Raw genomic sequence first — 16,085 nt, 5'->3', positions numbered from 1 at the left:
GCGAAAATGTTTGGTCGCGTGGTTAGAAAAGGCTAACTTCGCAACCAAACTAATTTTTATTGTGAGCATATGACGGATTATGAGTACATTATTCAGCAAGTAAAGAAGTTCCATTTTACGAGGTGGGATGAGAATGTGTTAAGGGAATGCCAATCGCTTTTGCCAAACTTGACGAGGGAAGAACTATTGAGTATCTATCGTAGTAGATTGCTGGACGAGAAACATCCGCTGAAGCAGACGGTTATAAAGGTACTGTTTGCAGACAAGGTCGGAAAACGGGAGGAGCGCATCAGGAGTTTGCCAATTGATGAGCTGATAGAGGAATTCAAAGATAAAAAGAGTGGTAACGTCGCTCTTATTCGTAAAGAACTTCGTGAGCGCTACAAAGCAGGAAAGGACAGGCAGAGGATTGCAGGATTATTCAATGTGTCTACGAAAAGTGACCAGCAATGGGTGAAGAGTCAAGTGCGTAAAGAGCAATATGGTGATTCTAATATCGCTAATTATCAATGGAAGAAATCATAATGGAAAGAAATGACTATTGAAGAAGTGATAGATAGGGCCATCATGTTTCAACAGGCTATTGAGATAGAATACTGTACCCGTAATGGTAAGGTCTTTACTTGTGTGATTTCTGATATTGGGTACTCAAGTTATTATTGTGGCGGATATATTCAGGCTTATCGTAAAGACATAGGCGAGGAACGGACGTTTAAGGTGAGTAGAATTATGAGCGTAAATGGCCATTATTTCTCTCAGATTTATTGGAACCAGATAGGTGATGGTTTTAAAAGAATTTCTTTAACTTTGCACTAAAGAAAGTGCGAAGCAAACATAACATAATCTGTAGTGGCATATGAAGGGAATTTTTGCAATGGTAGCACTGGTTGGGGCGTACATACTTTACAGGATGTACAAGCGTGAACGGGAGGAGGATGAGGTGGTTGGCGCAACGACGCCATCATATACTGCAACGCCTGATGATGCGAAGATAGCAGATGAGACAAGGGACTTGGTGATAGAGATCTTGAAAGAGATGGGGTGTGATTATGAGGAGGTCAATGAGTTGAGGATTGACTTCGTCTATCAGGGGGAACGGTTCCTGGTAGAGGCTAAGAACGACTGCTACTTCATCAATGTGTATGACTTGTGGTGGTATGATTTGTCCACGTATTGCGAAGTGGAAGAGTTTGCTGCGATGCAGAAGGCGATAAACGAAGTCAATGCCCATGCTAGTTGCACCGTGCTTTATACTGTCAATCAGGAAACGGAGAGAATAGGCGTGCACACGAGGAAGAATGTGTTGTTCATTCGTCAGATACCAGATCTGAAGGGCTATCTGACCAGCATTCTCGATGATTTCTTTAAGGTGCAGAGAGCGGTGTTGACCGAGATAGAAAAGTGTAAGGTTAGGGAAGAACAAAAATAAAAGTTTGGGTATGAATAAGGTGTATGTGGTTTGCATATTGGCAGTTGTTTTCTTCGCCTGCTGCAGGGGAATGGCGGAGAAGCCTATGGTGGATGATGAGGTGGAAACTGTTGCTGAAGGGGCAGGGGCTGACTCGTGCGTTGATGTTGGTGGAGAGAAAGATTCGGTAAGGGAGGAGAACCAGGGATATGAATACCAAGATCAAAGAGAATTGAACGATCTTCATGGAACATGGCTGCTTGAATACAATGATAGTATAGAGAGGGAGTTTCAGCAGTTGTTGGTGCTATTACCTCAATACCGGGATGTCTTCAACAAAGAGAAAAAGTACTGGAAGAGGTATCAGAAGGGAGTGCGTGAACTGGCGGGTTGTGAGTATCATGGCAGTTCAACGCCCATGTTTGTTGATGATATGCTTAAACAGGGAATAAGTCTCAGGGAGGCGTCTTTCCGAAATCTCTATCTCCACATGCAAGGAAAACGTACATCGTTTAGTAAAACAAGGTTTACCTCTGGCATGATATCGAGAGCCTATAGGATATTTATAAAAGTGGCAGGAGAAGATGAGTATAATGACTACAGAACAGATTATCAGGAAAATCTCCGTAAAGAGTGGCAACTTTGGAATGAATGGATGAACTATCGACGTCAGGTATCTGAACAATTGTCTGATGAATTGAAAGTTGTTTATGACAATTGTACCAATCAGACGATGCGTACAAAGCTCCTCCAACTAAAAAATCAGAATAAAGGTTTGGGGATGATAGGTGGTGATGTCCTGGATTGTCTTTTGCCCGACGACTGTACGAACAAAGCACTATTAAATTATCCAGGCTTTAATGTGGTATGGGAAAGACGTGAAAATATGTAGTAACTCAATATTAATTTTTTTGTTTATGAAGAAAATAGTAGTGATTCTGTGTGTAAAATTGTATAATATGTTTCCAAGAAGTATAGGCTGGAGTTGGACTTATTATCATGAAATTTTGGATAAATATGTTTCTTATGCGGAAGCAAGTGAAATAGCCTGGCCGAAGTGGTATAGATTTTGGATTCGTAAATTGGGGGAATGGATGAGAAGAAGGTTGTTTAATTATATAAAAAAGAATAAAAACATAGCTAAAGAATATCATCTTGCTGTTATAAAAAAGAAGAATGAAAACAGTAAGGACGGTACTGTATATGTATAGATGTGTTGATGAACAACTATATCTGGGAACACTGTACTATCTAAGAAAGCCGAAAGCCGCTGGTCATGTACCGGCGGCTTTCGGCTTTTATATCAAAACGTCAGGGCTTACTTCGTCTCGGGGGCCTCGCCGATGAGCTCCATGAACTCGTCGAGCTTTGGCGTGATGATGATCTGGGTGCGACGGTTGCGCTGCTTGCCCAGCTCGGTGTCGTTGCTCTGGAGAGGATTGTACTCGCCACGACCGCCTGCGGTGAGGCGCTTGGGGTCAACACCATACTTGTTTTGCAGGGCCTGTACTACAGACGATGCACGCAGACAAGAGAGGTCCCAGTTGTTGCGGATGTTTTCGCGCGCAATGGGCACATTGTCCGTGTTACCCTCGATCAGCACGTCGTAGTCTTTGTAGTCGGTGATGATTTTGGCAATCTTAGACAGTGTCTCGGCAGCACGATCGTTGATCTCGTAAGAGCCACTCTTGTATAACATATTGTCGGCCAGCGAGATATATACAACGCCCTTCAGTACTTGTACGTCGACCTCTTTCAGCTCCTCCTTAGACAGCGAGCGAGTCAGGTTGTTGCTCAGCACCATGTTCAGCGAGTCGCTCTTTGACTTCACTTCCACCAGGTGGCGGATATACTGGTTTGACTCGTTGATCTGATCTACGAGCTTATCGATAGATACGTTGTTCTGCGAAGCGTTAGAGAGACTCTTGTCCAGCGAAGCCTGCAACTTGGCGTAGGCAGCCTTCTGTTCGTCCAGTGCCTTCTGCTGATTCTTGATCTGTTCCTCGAGCGAGGTGATGCGGGCGTTCTTTCCTGCCAGATCCTCGCGTGTGTTCTGCAGATTGGTTGACAGCGACTTGTTTTCGTCGCGACAGCTCATCAGTTCCTTTTTGCTGGCACAGCTGCTCAGCAGTATGGCAGCCACGGCTGCAACCATCATCATGTTCTTCTTCATAATCGTTCAGTTTTTATTGATTAAACATAAAAATCGAATGCAAATATACAGATACGACTGTCAAAACCACCAAAAGTCAATCGGAATTAGTGATTTTTAACCTCGCAGCGCCTGTTTTTTGAAAAGTTGACCTTTTTTGAGAAGTGAAAGGTGAGAAGTGAGAGGTGAGAGGTGGTGTGCCTTTCGGCGCAACACTCAACGATGAGAGTAAAAGCGCCCCTCCCTTCCGCTCGAGCTCTGCTCGCTTGCTACCGAAGGGACGCAAGAAGGGGAGGGGCAGGGGGGCTGTAACTTCTTTGCAGTTAGAACAACACTGACCCCACCCCCGACCCCTCCCCTACATGGGAGGGGAGCGCCTACGGAGTCCTCGAATTTTCAACCGTATAGTACGAAAAAAGTTTTTCTGGTTTGTAATATTTGCCTCTGATGTTGCGTATATAAGGATAGAGAAACGAAACATTTGTAACAACAATTAAACGAAAAAGCTATGGATTGGATTATGATTCCGCTGAACTGCCTGATCGTGTTCGGCACTATTTACAAAGTGGTAGAACTGTTTGTGCGCAAGCGCGAACGACTGACGCTCATCAGTAAACTGACGGAGATATCAAACGTCGATTTCAAGGGTATCAAACTCTACAACAGCGGCAATAAGTTTACAGCTCTGCGCTTTGCATGGCTTCTGATGGGAGTGGGCTTGGGATTCTTTGTAGGCTTCTTTCTCAATCTGATAATAGCCCAAGGAGATGCCGCTAACCTATGTGATTATCGTTTTATTGACCATATAAGCGGCATCATCTATGTGTCTTGCATTAGTTTCTTTGGAGGCTTAGGCTTGTTGATATCATACTATTCAGAGCGTAGGGCAGAACAGTCTGAGGACAAGAAGAACGACGACACCCAAATCTGATGCAGCAGGCAGACGAAAAGCAACTGATAGCCCGTATCCTCGACGGACACGCCGAGGATTACGGCTATTTCCTGACGCGCTACGGACAGGAGGTGTTCCGGCTCGTGGTGCGACTGGTGCCCCAGCAACAGGATGCTGAGGAACTGGTGCAGGATGCCTTCGTCCGTGCCTTCGACCGATTGGATACCTATACGGGCGAGGCAGCGTTTCACACATGGCTGTGTCGTATAGCCTATAACCTCACCGTCAGCTGGCTGCGCAAGCGGAAGATGAAATACATCAGCATAGACGAGCGCCCAGACATCAGCGATACGGATATCGACCGACTGCTGGACGATAATTCGCGCGTAGAGCAGCTCCGCGACGCCTGCGCCCAACTGACGCCCGACGAGCAAACCCTCGTCAACCTATATTATTACGACGAAAAGCCCATACGCGACATCGCCTATATCCTGGGACTCGAACAGGGCAATATCGCTACACGGCTTTTCCGCATCCGCAAGAAACTATATCTAATCATCAAAAAAACAGAGAAACAATGACAGACAGGGCACTACACGAAGCATTGCGACAGAAAGCAGAGCAAGAACCCTTGCACCTGCCTTCTAATTTCGCATATACCACGATGCGCAGAATACAACAAGAACAAAGGGTGCGCGAACGGCAGGAGAGGGTGACTGCCGCCGTGACAATTGCAGTCTGCTGTCTGCTTGGTATTGGTGGTATTATCTATTTTTATGGTGAAGCATTGCTGCGGGGATGTCGCGCCATGGTTCAGGAGTCAGAAGGTTTCAGCATGGTGCCTGGCATAGCTTTTTGTTTCTTGTTTTTGGCAACGCTCAATTACTTTCTGCATCGCCATTTTTCTAAACTTTAAGCCTCGTCATATAGAAACGATGCGGTGTCGGTCCTTGCTCATAACAAATAAGGACCGACACCGCATCGTTTAAGAACAGAGAAGGGTCAGGATGCCAATACTTCTTTAAGTAGTTGCACTAAGTTCTCGGGACCAGCGATGATGCTGATTTTACGATTCTCGCAAAGGGGTACAACCAAGCCTCCAGCTTCGCTGACGATGAGCTGCCCAGCACAGACATCCCATAGGTTGAGGTTATACTCCCAGTAGGCATCAATGGTCCCCATGGCGGTGCAACAGAGATCGTAGGCCGCACTGCCCATTCTGCGGAAACCGCGCACTTGAGGAATGATGATACTCGCCTCGCGGATGTTGTTGATGGGGTGGGTAGCTTTGTCATAGGGGAAACCAGATGCCACGACGCATTCTTGAAGAGAATGCTTGGTGGAAACGTGTAATCTGTTGGCTTTTGCGTTGTCTGCCGTCCCATACCATGCACCTTCGCCCTTAATGGCAGTGTATAGCTCGTCGAGATATGGGGCATAGACCACGCCAACAACGCATTCGCCCTTAAAAGTGACACCTATGCTGACGCAAAAAACGGGTAGGCCCTGTGAGTAGCTGTTTGTGCCATCGAGCGGATCAACCACCCAGGCCCACTCGCTGTCAGCATGCAGGTGCTGGCCAGTCTCTTCGCCAATGACGGAATGAGTGGGGTAGAGACGTGAGATCTCTGCGAGCAGATAGTCTTCGCAGGCTTTGTCCACCTTTGTCACGACATCGTAAACATTGCTCTTGGTGTCTATTCCGATGTTATTGGAACGGAAAGACTCAAGTTGTAGTTTGCCACAATGCAGAGCCATCCTGATGGCAGTTTCCTTGATGCCTTCAAGTGCATGTAATTCGTGGTCTATCATACTCTTATTTCAGTTCCTTGCCAACGGGGCTGCCAAGTTGGATGTAGTTGTGGTGAACGGGGTCGTAGGTGATGAGGCGCATCTTTTCAACGTCGGGCTTACCGTCTTCAGCCAGATAGTTCTCGTCGCAAAGGATATTCACGATGTCGGCTATCAAGAAATAGCCCGTCTCGCTCTCGTCAATCTTTTGTTTCACACGGCATTCCAGCGTCAAGGGAAATTCCTTGAAAATGGGTGCGTTAACATTGGGCGCCTTCTCAATGGTCCATCCCGTTCGATCCATTTTGTCGGGTGTGTTCCTTCCACTCGTGATTCCGACATAATCAGATGCAACCATGGTTTGGGTGGTGGCGAAAGTAACGGTAAATTCGGGATTTTTTGCCAGATTGTCTGTTGTCTGGTGAGAGCCCAAAGAAATCATAATCTCTTTCATGTCCCACTGGCCGCCCCAAGCTGCATTCATAGCATTGGGTCTGCCATCTTTGTCGTAGGTGCCGATAATCAGTACGGGTTGTGGCAATAGCCACGCTGCAGATTTAAAGCTTTTCATATTCTTTCTTTTTGTTTAGGTGAGTGATGTTGCTGTTTTAGCGAGCAAACGGATTGAACTCATTTTGCAAAGATACGATTTAAAATGCAAACCCCAAAATAACGTAGAATAAAAAACAAGAAAAGTATTGCTTTGTAATTTGTAGCCAAATTGTAACCAACATATTATAGCGCATATAATATTGTTTTTGTATCTTTGTGGCGAAATAATAAATATCTTATCATAACTATTATGAATGTAGAATTGTTTTTTAGGTTGCTAGGTTCGTTGGCACTGCTCATCTATGGCATGAAGACCATGAGTGATGCACTGCAGAAACTGGCAGGACCAAGTTTGCGGCATATATTGGCTCGCATGACGAGCAATCGTTTTATGGGTATGCTGACAGGTACGATGGTGACCTGTGCCGTACAGTCATCATCGGCAACAACGGTGATGACTGTTTCTTTCGTGTCTGCCGGACTACTCACGTTGGCACAAGCCATATCGGTCATCATGGGTGCCAACATTGGTACCACACTTACAGCGTGGATTATGTCGCTGGGATATAATCTTGATTTGACGGTGGTGGTGTTCCCTGCCTTTCTCGTTGGTATGGTGCTTATCTATAAAAAGCGACATCGCGTGGTGGGTGATCTGCTTTTCGGATTAGGATTCCTATTTTGGTCGCTGGTGCTGTTGAGCAGTGTGGGGCGCGATATGGATTTGGCTCATAATGCTGATGTGGTCAACTTCTTTGCCTCGTTTGATACTGGCAGCTACCTCACCATTCTGACTTTCCTGGTAGCGGGTACTGTTATCACTTGTGTTGTACAGTCGTCGGCAGCAGTGATGGCTATCACTATTCTGCTTTGTTCAACAGGCGTACTGCCCATATACATGGGAATTGCGTTGGTAATGGGTGAGAATATTGGAACTACGGCAACGGCCAATTTGGCAGCGCTGGGTGCAGGTACTGAGGCACGTCGTGCGGCGCTGGCTCATCTGTTGTTCAATGTGTTTGGCGTCATGTGGGTGCTGGTCGTGTTCTATCCCTTTACCGATATGGTGTGCTCGTTGGTTGGGTATAATCCGTCAGCGGCGGGACAAGCGGAGCGTATTCCCGTCGTATTAGCCATGTTTCACACCTGTTTCAATGTGCTCAATACAGCCCTGCTGATTGGATTGATACCACAGATGGAGCGCCTTGTGTGCCGACTGCTGCCTGAAAAACAGAGCGCTGAAAAGCTACCAACCACGCTTCACTTTATCAGTGGTGGCGTGATACAGACGCCTGAGATTGCTGTGCTGCAGGCCCAAAAAGAGACCGTGCATTTTGCTGAACGTATGCACCGCATGTTTGGCATGATATGTGCGCTGGTTGATGAGCGAGACAAAAAGGAGTTTGAGAGCCAGTATGCCCGTATAGAGCGATATGAAACGATAGCCGATAACATGGAAATAGAGATTGCCAACTATCTGGAACAAGTGGGCAATGAACACCTCTCGGATGATACAAAAGAAAAGACTCGTGTGATGCTGCGTCAGATAGGCGAACTGGAATCTATTGGTGATGCCTGTTATAAGATAGCACGCACAGTGAATCATCTGCGTGACCATAAGGAGGACTTTACAGCTGAGCAATATGTGCGACTGCATGATATGTTTAGATACGTCAATGAAGCTATTGCTCAGATGATTGTGGTGGTGAGCGGTCGTCGTAAGGATATCTCAATAGAAGACTCGCGTGCCATCGAAAACGATATCAACGAGTTGCGCAATCAATTGAAGACGGCAACAGTGATGGGTGTCAACTCGCATCAGTATTCTTATGCTCTGGGGACGCTCTTCAATGATATTGTGGCCGATTGTGAGAAAATTGGCGACTATGCGATGAACATCGTTGAGGCTCGTCTGGGCAAGCACTTGCTTAATTATAAGGGATTACAATTGAATCTTGATAAGAAAACAACCACTGTTGATGGAGAACCTGTAAGTCTAACTCCAACGGAGTTCGAACTCCTCCGCCTGTTGTTGGCTAATCAGGGAAAGGTGTTCTCGCGTCAGCAGCTGATGGACAGCGTTTGGGAGGGAGTCGTAGTGACCGATCGTGCCGTCAATGTCAACATCACTCGTCTGCGCAAGAAATTAGGCACCTATGCTCAGAACATTGTCAGTCGTACTGGTTTCGGTTATGTATTCGAATCTACCAATGTTTGAATCAAACTCTTCTTTTTGATGTTAATCGGACGGTTTTTCGGGGAAAATCATTACTTTTGTATCGTATTTTGAACCTAAAAGGAAAATATGATAAAGATTGGGATGAAACATAGCAGTGAACTGACCGTTACAGAGTCTGTCACTGCGGTGAATATTGGCTCTGGTGATATGCCAGTGTTGGCTACACCAATGATGATAGCGCTGATGGAGAATGCGGCAATGTTGGCTGTTAAGAATGCTCTGCCAGAAGGCAGCACCACTGTCGGAGGACATATAGCATCGTCTCATCTAAAACCTTCAAAGGTTGGTGATGTGGTAAGAGCCGAGGCAGAGGTGACAAATGTGGATGGCCGCAAAATATCATTTAAGGTGGCTGCCTATTGTGGTGATACACTTCTTGGCGAAGGTACCCACCTGCGCTTTGTCGTAGATAGAGAGAAGTTTTTGGCAAAAAACTGTGAGTGATGGCAAAACGTGCATACATACAAGCCAATAAAGAGTGGCTGGAAGCAAAAGCGAAAGAGGACGGGGTGAAAGCACTGCCCAAAGGCATTTATTACAAGGTGCTTAGCGAGGGAAATCAAGAGAGCACCCAACCGACGGTCAGAAGTATCGTTACTGCCCACTACACTGGGCGTACCATTGATGGTAGGGAGTTCGACAGCAGTCGGGGTGGTGTGCCATTGGCTTGCCGGTTGTGCGATCTTATTGAAGGATGGATTATTACTATGCAACAGATGCATATAGGCGATAAGTGGGAAGTGTATATTCCTGCAGAGATGGGCTATGGAAAATTCTCTCAACCAGGCATTCCTGGAGGTTCAACGCTCATCTTTGAAATTGAGCTAATAGCTATAGCATGATGCTTCGGTGGTGGCTATTATCACTTTGATTTCATGATGATTTTAATGTCAGTGATGAGTTAACCATTGTGTATGACGAATCGTTATAATAAATTCAGCGCTATTGCAGCACAGGCCTCAGCATCAGCGAGTGCATGGTGGTGATTTCGAAGGTCGTAGCCGCAGGCAGCTGCCACAGTGTGGAGTTGATGGTTTGGCAATGAATGGCCGAACTGGCGACGTGATGCTGCGAGCGTGTCGTAGAATCGATAATCGGGATAGTCCATTTGATAGACCTTAAAAGCTGCCTTTAGACACCCTTCATCAAAGCGGGCGTTATGGGCCACGAAGGGTAGGGTGGCTATTTGGTAGTGTAGGTTGTGGCGTGTCTGGTCAGAGAAATAGACGTTGTGGATGCGTTGCTCAAGTTGTTGCCATACTATCGGGAATATGGGAGCTGCATTGGTTTCGTCTTGCGTGATGCCGTGCACCCGCTGGCACCAGTAGTGGTAATAGTTTGGTTCGGGCTGGATGAGGCTGTAGAAGGTATCTGCCACTTGTCCGCCACGCACCATGACAATGCCTACTGAGCAGACACTGGAAGGCTGTTGGTTGGCAGTCTCAAAATCGATGGCAATAAAGTCTCGAAGCATATAATATGTTTTTTTTGTGAGCAAAGATACTTAAAATGACTATATTACTACTCTTTTCATGTTGATAATTAAGATAGTTTAATGCTGCAGAACAAGCTTTCCTGTGATGTTAAAAAATGAATAATTATGTAGAAAAGTCACAGAATATATGTAATTTTGCGGTTCTATTCTTGTGATGAACCTGGAAAAGACTAAACGAAAAATATTGTATAAAGATGAAAAAGATTAAGAATAGCTGGATGCGTGCAGCCGTGGTGACAGCAATGTTGGCAGGGGCATCGGCTCAGATGAGTGCCAGTCAGGCTGTTACCCCTCTTTGGTTAAGAGATGTGGTAGTTAGCCCCGACGGACGGCAAGTGTTGTTCTGCTATAAGGGTGATATATATAAGGTGTCTTCTAATGGCGGAGCAGCGGTGCAGTTGACAACACAAGACAGTTACGAATGTTCGCCCGTATGGAGTGCTGATGGAAAGCAGATCGCCTTTGCCAGCGACCGACATGGCAATATGGACGTATTTATAATGGCTGCTGATGGCGGCTCGGCTCAACGACTGACCTATAATAGCGTGGCTGAGGTGCCACAAGCATTCTCGCCCGATGGTCAGTGGGTGCTCTTTGGCGCTGCAATTCAGGATCCTGCTGAGAGTGTGATGTTTCCCGACAACACGTTGCCCGAGTTGTACAAGGTGTCGGTAAAAGGTGGGAGAACACTGCAGGTGCTGGCTACGCCAGCTGAGATGCTGAGCTTTGCTGCCGATGGTAAGAGCTTTTACTATCAGGATCGCAAGGGCTATGAGGACGAGTGGCGTAAACATCACACCTCATCGATTACGCGCGATGTCTGGTTCTACGACGCCAAGAGCGGTCAGCATACCAATATTACCGCTCATGCTGGCGAGGATCGCAATCCTGTGGCCAGTGCCGATGGAAAAACACTCTTCTTCTTGAGTGAACGCAATGGTGGTAGCATGAACGTGTATAGTTATGACTTGAATGGTTCGATGGTCAATGGTCAAGGCTTGTCTCCTCGCGCAGTCACCAACTTTAAGACACACCCTGTGCGCTTTTTGAGTGTTGCCAGAGGTGGTTTGTTGTGCTATACCTATAATGGTGAGATTTATACACAGAAGACAGGAGAAAAACCAAAGAAACTGACTATCACAATAACGCGTGATGATGAGCCCGTCATTTCTGATCTGACATTCACAAGCGGTGCTCGACAGGCGGTGGTGAGCCGCGATGGCAAACAAGTGGCTTTCGTGGCCCGTGGCGAGGTGTTCGTGACCAGTACAGAATATGCGACTACTCGTCGCATCACTCAGACTGCAGGTGCAGAAGCAGACGTGGACTTCGCACCTGATGGTCGTAGCATCGTGTATGCCTCAGAACGCAATGGTAATTGGCAACTCTATACGGCTCGCATCGTTAGAGACGAAGATCTGAATTTTGCCAATGCGACACTGCTCAAGGAGGAAAGTGTGTTTTCTGAATTGCCTGCACTGAAATTGGAGGGTAAGATTGACTTTTCACAGGTGGAGCGTCATAGTCCAAAATATAGTCCTGATGGGAAGAAACTGGCTTTTATCGAAGATCGTATCAAACTGAAAGTGGTGGATCTGAAAACAATGAAAGTGACACAGGTCACCGATGGAAGCAAATGGTATGATCAGGACGGTGGGTTCGACTTCGAATGGAGTCCCGATGGCAAGTGGTTTGTGCTGAGCTATATCGCCAATAAACGCGATCCTTATGCAGATCAAGGTATTGTGAGTGCTGAAGGTGGTGAGATACATCCCATCACACAGAGTGGCTATATGAGTGGCCGCCCCCGTTGGGTGATGGACGGCAAGGCTATCATGTTTGAGAGTGAGCGCTACGGTATGCGCAGTCATGCCTCGTGGGGCAGTCAGGAGGACGTGTTCCTGGCGTTCCTTACACAAGATGCCTACGACCGCTATCGCCTGTCGCCCGAAGACTATGCACTGTTGAAAGAACTGGAGAAGGCTAAGCCTGAGAAGAAGGAAGACGCCTCTGAAAAGAAAGTAAAGGGCAAGAAGGACGACAAGAAGGCTGAGACCGACTCTGTCAAGACGTTGAAAATTGAGTTTGAGGGCATTGAAGACCGCATCGTGCGACTGACACCTAACAGCAGTCGTCTGGGCGATGCCATCGTGAGTAAGGATGGTGAGAGCCTCTATTACTTTTCTGCTTTCGAGGGCGCGCCAGACCTTTGGAAGATGGATTTGCGCAAACATGAAACTAAGTTGCTGAGCAAGGGGGGAAGTGGTGTGCTGCAGATGGATAAGGATGGTAACCTCTATTCGCTGGGTAGCAGCATGAAGAAGATAGAGAAGGGCGACAAGATTACTCCTATCGCCTATGATGCGCAGATGAAACTGGATCTGGCTGCTGAACGTGAATACTTGTTGCGCCATGTGGCTAAACAGATTAATAAGAAGATTTTCCGTACCGACTATAATGGTTGCAACTGGGAGTTGATGGTGCAGAACTATGCCCGTTTCCTGCCGCATATTACTAATAACTATGACTTCGCTGAACTGCTGAGTGAACTGCTGGGTGAGTTGAACGTGAGTCATACGGGCGGTCGATTCCGTCCTGCACCCAAGGGTGATGCTACGGCACAGTTGGGACTTCTTTACGACCTGTCTGAAGCTACCGATGGAATCAGGATTACAGCAGTGCTTGAGGGTGGCCCCTTCAGCAGGGCTAATAGCAAGGTGAAGGCAGGCGACGTGCTGACTGCTATCAATGGACAACCTGTTAGCAAGGATACCGACCTGGCGCAGTTGCTGAACCTGTGTAAAGGTAAGAAAACACTGGTCAGTCTTAAAGGCCATGCTGGCAATTGGGACGAGGTAGTGTTGCCTATCAGTCAGTCGGAACAGTCGCTGCTGCTCTATAAGCGATGGATCAAGAGTCGGGCTGCTGAAGTGGATCGCTTGTCAAACGGTCGTCTTGGATATGTTCATATAGAAAGCATGAACGATGCCAGCTTCCGCGATGTTTATTCAGACATCTTGGGTAAGTTCAACCTGAAAGAGGGTATCGTTATTGATACTCGCCATAATGGTGGTGGACGTCTGCACGAGGATATTGAAATCTTGTTCTCGGGGCATAAATACTTCACGCAAGTCATCAGGGGTAGGGAGGTGTGCGACATGCCTAGTCGTCGTTACAACCACCCAAGTATCATGCTGCAAGCCGAGGGCAATTATAGCAATGCGCATGGCACTCCTTGGGTGTATAGCCATCAGAAGATAGGTAAGCTGGTCGGAGCGCCAGTGCCTGGCACGATGAGTTCGGTGAACTGGGAGACGTTGCAAGACCCCACATTGATATTCGGTGTTCCCGTTATCGGCTATCAGTTGCCCGATGGTACCTATCTGGAGAATACACAGCTGGAGCCCGACGTGCCCGTACTGAACCGTCCTGAGACTGTAGTCAAGGGCGTTGACCTGCAGTTAGAGGCCGCTGTTCGCGAGCTGCTGAAGGAGCTGTAAAGTGTCTGTCAATCAATACGCAAACTTTCCTGCTGGTTTACGTGCCATGTATATCGGCAGGTGTTTGGCACAAAGAAATAAAGTAAGAGGCTGTTGGTTTATTGCCAGCAGCCTCTCGCTTTTATCAACAGCCTCTCGCTTATATAAAGTCTCTTGCTTTTATCAACAGCCTCTCGCTTTTATTTGTTAACAGCTTGGGGCGTCCAAGCCTCAAAGAAACGCAGCACTTTCTTTTGGTCGTAGCCTTGTCCCTCTTCCAGAAAACTTGAGTCCTGGATGTGGATAACCTGACCTTCCTTGTCGAGCACCACGAACACGGGGAAACCAAAACGACCGGCATTGTTCAGGCGCTTCATCAGCGCGCTGGCCTGTTCTGCCTTGTCGGCATCCTGCGACTTACGTGGGTTGTAGTTCACGTGGATATACACGAAATTCCGATCGATGACCTTGCTGATGGTCGTATCTTTCGTGATGAAGTCGGCAAACCTCAGGCACCAGGGGCACCAGTTGCCACCCACCTGACAGACCACATACTTACTCTCGGCCTTCGCCTTGGCCACGGCCTGGTCTATTTGTTCCAGCGGGTTAAGGTTCTCGTTGTAAACCTTCTTCAGCCCGTTCTGTGCGTTCGTGCTGAGTGCAAACAGGCACGTCAGACCAAGCACCACCAAACTTTCCTTCACGAAAACATTCATCGTTCTCATCATGAGTTTATTCATCATATTCATCGTTCTCTCTTGTTTTTATTGATTATTGATAGTTGTCTGATAGATTACTTACCGTCTGCAAAGGTAATGTTTTCCCGTGGAATCTCAAAACATAAGTCTATTATTCCTTCTCCGTCGGTCTGTCATTTCCGTATTTCTGTATCTTTGCGGCGCTGAACCACAAGCCACTTACCCCATGGGCTGGTGCCAGCCATCCTAAAAAAATAAAAGGTTCCAAAGAATTTAAACAACCTTTATTCTTCGAAACCTTTTAATCTTTTGTGATCCCGTTGGGATTCAAACCCAAGACCTTCAGAACCGGAATCTGACGCTCTATTCAGCTAAGCTACGGGACCTTGATGCGTGAAAGCAGATGCAAAAGTATAGAAAAAAAGTGAAACGGACAAATTTTAATCGTAGTTTGTTGGTTTTGAAGATTTAATTAGTAACTTTGCATGCTGAATTATCGTTGATTGGTTCAAAGTTATGCTTGACAGATTTTTTTTAATTTCTCTGGTTGTTCTGCTGTTGGCAGGCTGTAAGGGGAAACATGGAGCAGAGGACTACAGCCTTGATGACGAGGCTGCCGATTCACTATATAGCGCGGGCTTAGTGGAGGGGAGTGCTGATGCGCCAATGCCTCAGTCGGCTGAGGAACTGTTTGATGACTTTATATTCAATTATGCTTCAAACAACAAATTGCAAATCGAGCGTACTGTGTTCCCATTACCTGTAAGCACTGACTCAACAATTGCCAACGTAAAGAGTGGCACAGTGAGAAATGGTGAGATCTTGAAGCAGCAGTGGAAAATGGAGAAGTTCTTTATGAAGAAAGACTTTTATACTCTTTTGCTGGACAATACCGAGCAGGTGGAACAGATCAAAGATACAACTATTAGTGAGGTGACGGTGGAGCATTTCCATATGAACGCCTCTTATGTGAGTCGCTACCAGTTTCGTCGGAAAGATGGAAAATGGCGATTGACGGCCTTGCGCAATCAGGCCTTTCAGCGTAATCCTAATGCTTCCTTTCTGACTTTCTATCATAGATTCGTTACAGACTCGCTGTTTCAGCGCGAGAGTCTGAGCGATGCCATCGATTTTGTGGGTCCCGATCCCGAGGATGACTTCTCAATGATGGAAGGTGTTATTACGCCAGACTTTTGGAATGCTTTTGCACCAGAACTACCAAACAGTATTGAATATAATATTGTGTATGGGCATCAGAATCCTGCCTCGACGGTGAAGGTGCTGGTGTTGCGCGGTATTGCTAATGGTATGGAGATGGAACTGACGTTCAAACTCGTAAAGGGACGTTGGAAACTGACCAAACTAATCACTTAAGAACA

18 protein-coding genes, 1 tRNA gene and 1 pseudogene are annotated in these 16,085 nt (G+C 46.7%); 14 read left to right on the top strand and 6 right to left on the bottom strand.

Annotated elements, in window-relative coordinates; translation table 11 throughout:
• Positions 1-69: 69 nt before the first annotated feature.
• The 5 genes from L6472_RS09280 to L6472_RS09260 all read left to right on the top strand — a co-directional run bounded on the left by L6472_RS09280 (position 70) and on the right by L6472_RS09260 (position 2,619).
• Positions 70-525, top strand: coding sequence for a hypothetical protein (locus L6472_RS09280; RefSeq protein ID WP_237804415.1), 456 nt, complete (start codon positions 70-72; stop codon positions 523-525).
• A 9-nt stretch (positions 526-534) separates the two neighbouring features.
• Positions 535-816, top strand: a complete 282-nt coding sequence (locus L6472_RS09275) for a WYL domain-containing protein (protein ID WP_237804413.1) — start codon at positions 535-537, stop codon at positions 814-816.
• Positions 817-910: 94 nt separating this feature from the next.
• Entirely contained in the window at positions 911-1,429 is a 519-nt protein-coding gene (locus L6472_RS09270) for a hypothetical protein (RefSeq protein WP_237804411.1), read from the top strand.
• Between the two features lie 10 nt (positions 1,430-1,439).
• Entirely contained in the window at positions 1,440-2,300 is an 861-nt protein-coding gene (locus L6472_RS09265) for a hypothetical protein (protein ID WP_237804409.1), read from the top strand.
• Positions 2,301-2,325: 25 nt separating this feature from the next.
• Positions 2,326-2,619, top strand: a complete 294-nt coding sequence (locus tag L6472_RS09260; protein WP_237804407.1) for a hypothetical protein — start codon at positions 2,326-2,328, stop codon at positions 2,617-2,619.
• A 107-nt stretch (positions 2,620-2,726) separates the two neighbouring features.
• Here the strand turns inward: L6472_RS09260 and L6472_RS09255 are convergent, their stop codons facing one another.
• Positions 2,727-3,581, bottom strand: coding sequence for an OmpA family protein (locus tag L6472_RS09255; RefSeq protein ID WP_237804405.1), 855 nt, complete (start codon positions 3,579-3,581; stop codon positions 2,727-2,729).
• Between the two features lie 487 nt (positions 3,582-4,068).
• Here L6472_RS09255 and L6472_RS09250 point away from each other — a divergent pair, with 487 nt between their 5' ends.
• Genes L6472_RS09250 through L6472_RS09240 form a run of 3 tightly spaced genes read left to right on the top strand, consistent with a single transcriptional unit; the run spans position 4,069 to position 5,368 of the window.
• The gene (locus tag L6472_RS09250) at positions 4,069-4,491 is read left to right on the top strand and encodes a DUF6249 domain-containing protein (protein WP_237804403.1); all 423 of its coding nucleotides are present in this window, start codon (positions 4,069-4,071) and stop codon (positions 4,489-4,491) included.
• Complete coding sequence (locus L6472_RS09245) at positions 4,491-5,033, top strand: RNA polymerase sigma factor (protein ID WP_237804401.1); 543 nt, start codon at positions 4,491-4,493, stop codon at positions 5,031-5,033. Before L6472_RS09250 ends, L6472_RS09245 begins: the two co-directional genes overlap by 1 nt.
• Complete coding sequence (locus L6472_RS09240) at positions 5,030-5,368, top strand: hypothetical protein (protein WP_237804398.1); 339 nt, start codon at positions 5,030-5,032, stop codon at positions 5,366-5,368. Before L6472_RS09245 ends, L6472_RS09240 begins: the two co-directional genes overlap by 4 nt.
• Positions 5,369-5,454: 86 nt before the next feature.
• Here L6472_RS09240 and L6472_RS09235 read toward each other — a convergent pair whose 3' ends face one another.
• Both L6472_RS09235 and L6472_RS09230 read right to left on the bottom strand, forming a co-directional pair.
• Positions 5,455-6,264 carry an inositol monophosphatase family protein gene (locus tag L6472_RS09235; protein ID WP_237804396.1) on the bottom strand — a complete coding sequence of 270 codons (810 nt, stop codon included), beginning with the start codon at positions 6,262-6,264 and terminating at the stop codon, positions 5,455-5,457.
• A 4-nt stretch (positions 6,265-6,268) separates the two neighbouring features.
• On the bottom strand, positions 6,269-6,814 hold the full coding sequence (locus L6472_RS09230; RefSeq protein ID WP_237804394.1) for a flavin reductase family protein: 546 nt from the start codon (positions 6,812-6,814) through the stop codon (positions 6,269-6,271).
• Positions 6,815-7,045: 231 nt separating this feature from the next.
• On the opposite strand from L6472_RS09230, the pseudogene L6472_RS09225 reads away from it, so the two are divergent.
• The 4 genes and pseudogenes from L6472_RS09225 to L6472_RS09210 all read left to right on the top strand — a co-directional run.
• Positions 7,046-8,713 (top strand): annotated as a pseudogene (locus L6472_RS09225) (Na/Pi cotransporter family protein); the annotation flags it as partial.
• Positions 8,687-9,013, top strand: a complete 327-nt coding sequence (locus L6472_RS09220; RefSeq protein ID WP_237808010.1) for a winged helix-turn-helix domain-containing protein — start codon at positions 8,687-8,689, stop codon at positions 9,011-9,013. The pseudogene L6472_RS09225 and the gene L6472_RS09220, both read left to right, overlap by 27 nt.
• 87 nt (positions 9,014-9,100) lie before the next feature.
• Positions 9,101-9,478 carry a thioesterase family protein gene (locus L6472_RS09215; RefSeq protein WP_237804392.1) on the top strand — a complete coding sequence of 126 codons (378 nt, stop codon included), beginning with the start codon at positions 9,101-9,103 and terminating at the stop codon, positions 9,476-9,478.
• Positions 9,478-9,876: an FKBP-type peptidyl-prolyl cis-trans isomerase gene (locus tag L6472_RS09210; RefSeq protein WP_237804390.1), complete on the top strand. Its 399-nt coding sequence runs from the start codon at positions 9,478-9,480 to the stop codon at positions 9,874-9,876. Before L6472_RS09215 ends, L6472_RS09210 begins: the two co-directional genes overlap by 1 nt.
• Before the next feature lie 83 nt (positions 9,877-9,959).
• Here the strand turns inward: L6472_RS09210 and L6472_RS09205 are convergent, their stop codons facing one another.
• Entirely contained in the window at positions 9,960-10,508 is a 549-nt protein-coding gene (locus tag L6472_RS09205; protein WP_237804388.1) for a 3'-5' exoribonuclease domain-containing protein, read from the bottom strand.
• A gap of 263 nt (positions 10,509-10,771) precedes the next feature.
• Between L6472_RS09205 and L6472_RS09200 the strand changes: the two genes are divergently transcribed.
• Complete coding sequence (locus L6472_RS09200) at positions 10,772-14,029, top strand: S41 family peptidase (protein ID WP_237808009.1); 3,258 nt, start codon at positions 10,772-10,774, stop codon at positions 14,027-14,029.
• 179 nt (positions 14,030-14,208) lie between these two features.
• Here the strand turns inward: L6472_RS09200 and L6472_RS09195 are convergent, their stop codons facing one another.
• Together L6472_RS09195 and L6472_RS09190 are read right to left on the bottom strand one after the other, a co-directional pair.
• On the bottom strand, positions 14,209-14,751 hold the full coding sequence (locus L6472_RS09195; RefSeq protein WP_237804386.1) for a thioredoxin family protein: 543 nt from the start codon (positions 14,749-14,751) through the stop codon (positions 14,209-14,211).
• Positions 14,752-15,018: 267 nt separating this feature from the next.
• A tRNA-Arg gene (locus L6472_RS09190) sits at positions 15,019-15,092 on the bottom strand.
• Between the two features lie 130 nt (positions 15,093-15,222).
• Between L6472_RS09190 and L6472_RS09185 the strand changes: the two genes are divergently transcribed.
• A complete protein-coding gene (locus L6472_RS09185) occupies positions 15,223-16,080 on the top strand; it encodes a DUF4348 domain-containing protein (protein WP_237804384.1) in 858 nt (285 codons plus the stop codon).
• Positions 16,081-16,085 lie beyond the last annotated feature (5 nt).

The sequence above is a fragment of the Prevotella sp. E13-17 genome (genome assembly GCF_022024035.1).
GTDB lineage: Bacteria > Bacteroidota > Bacteroidia > Bacteroidales > Bacteroidaceae > Prevotella.
The sequence above is the reverse complement of the archived record's forward strand: the minus strand, read 5'-3'. Positions and strand labels throughout refer to the sequence as shown.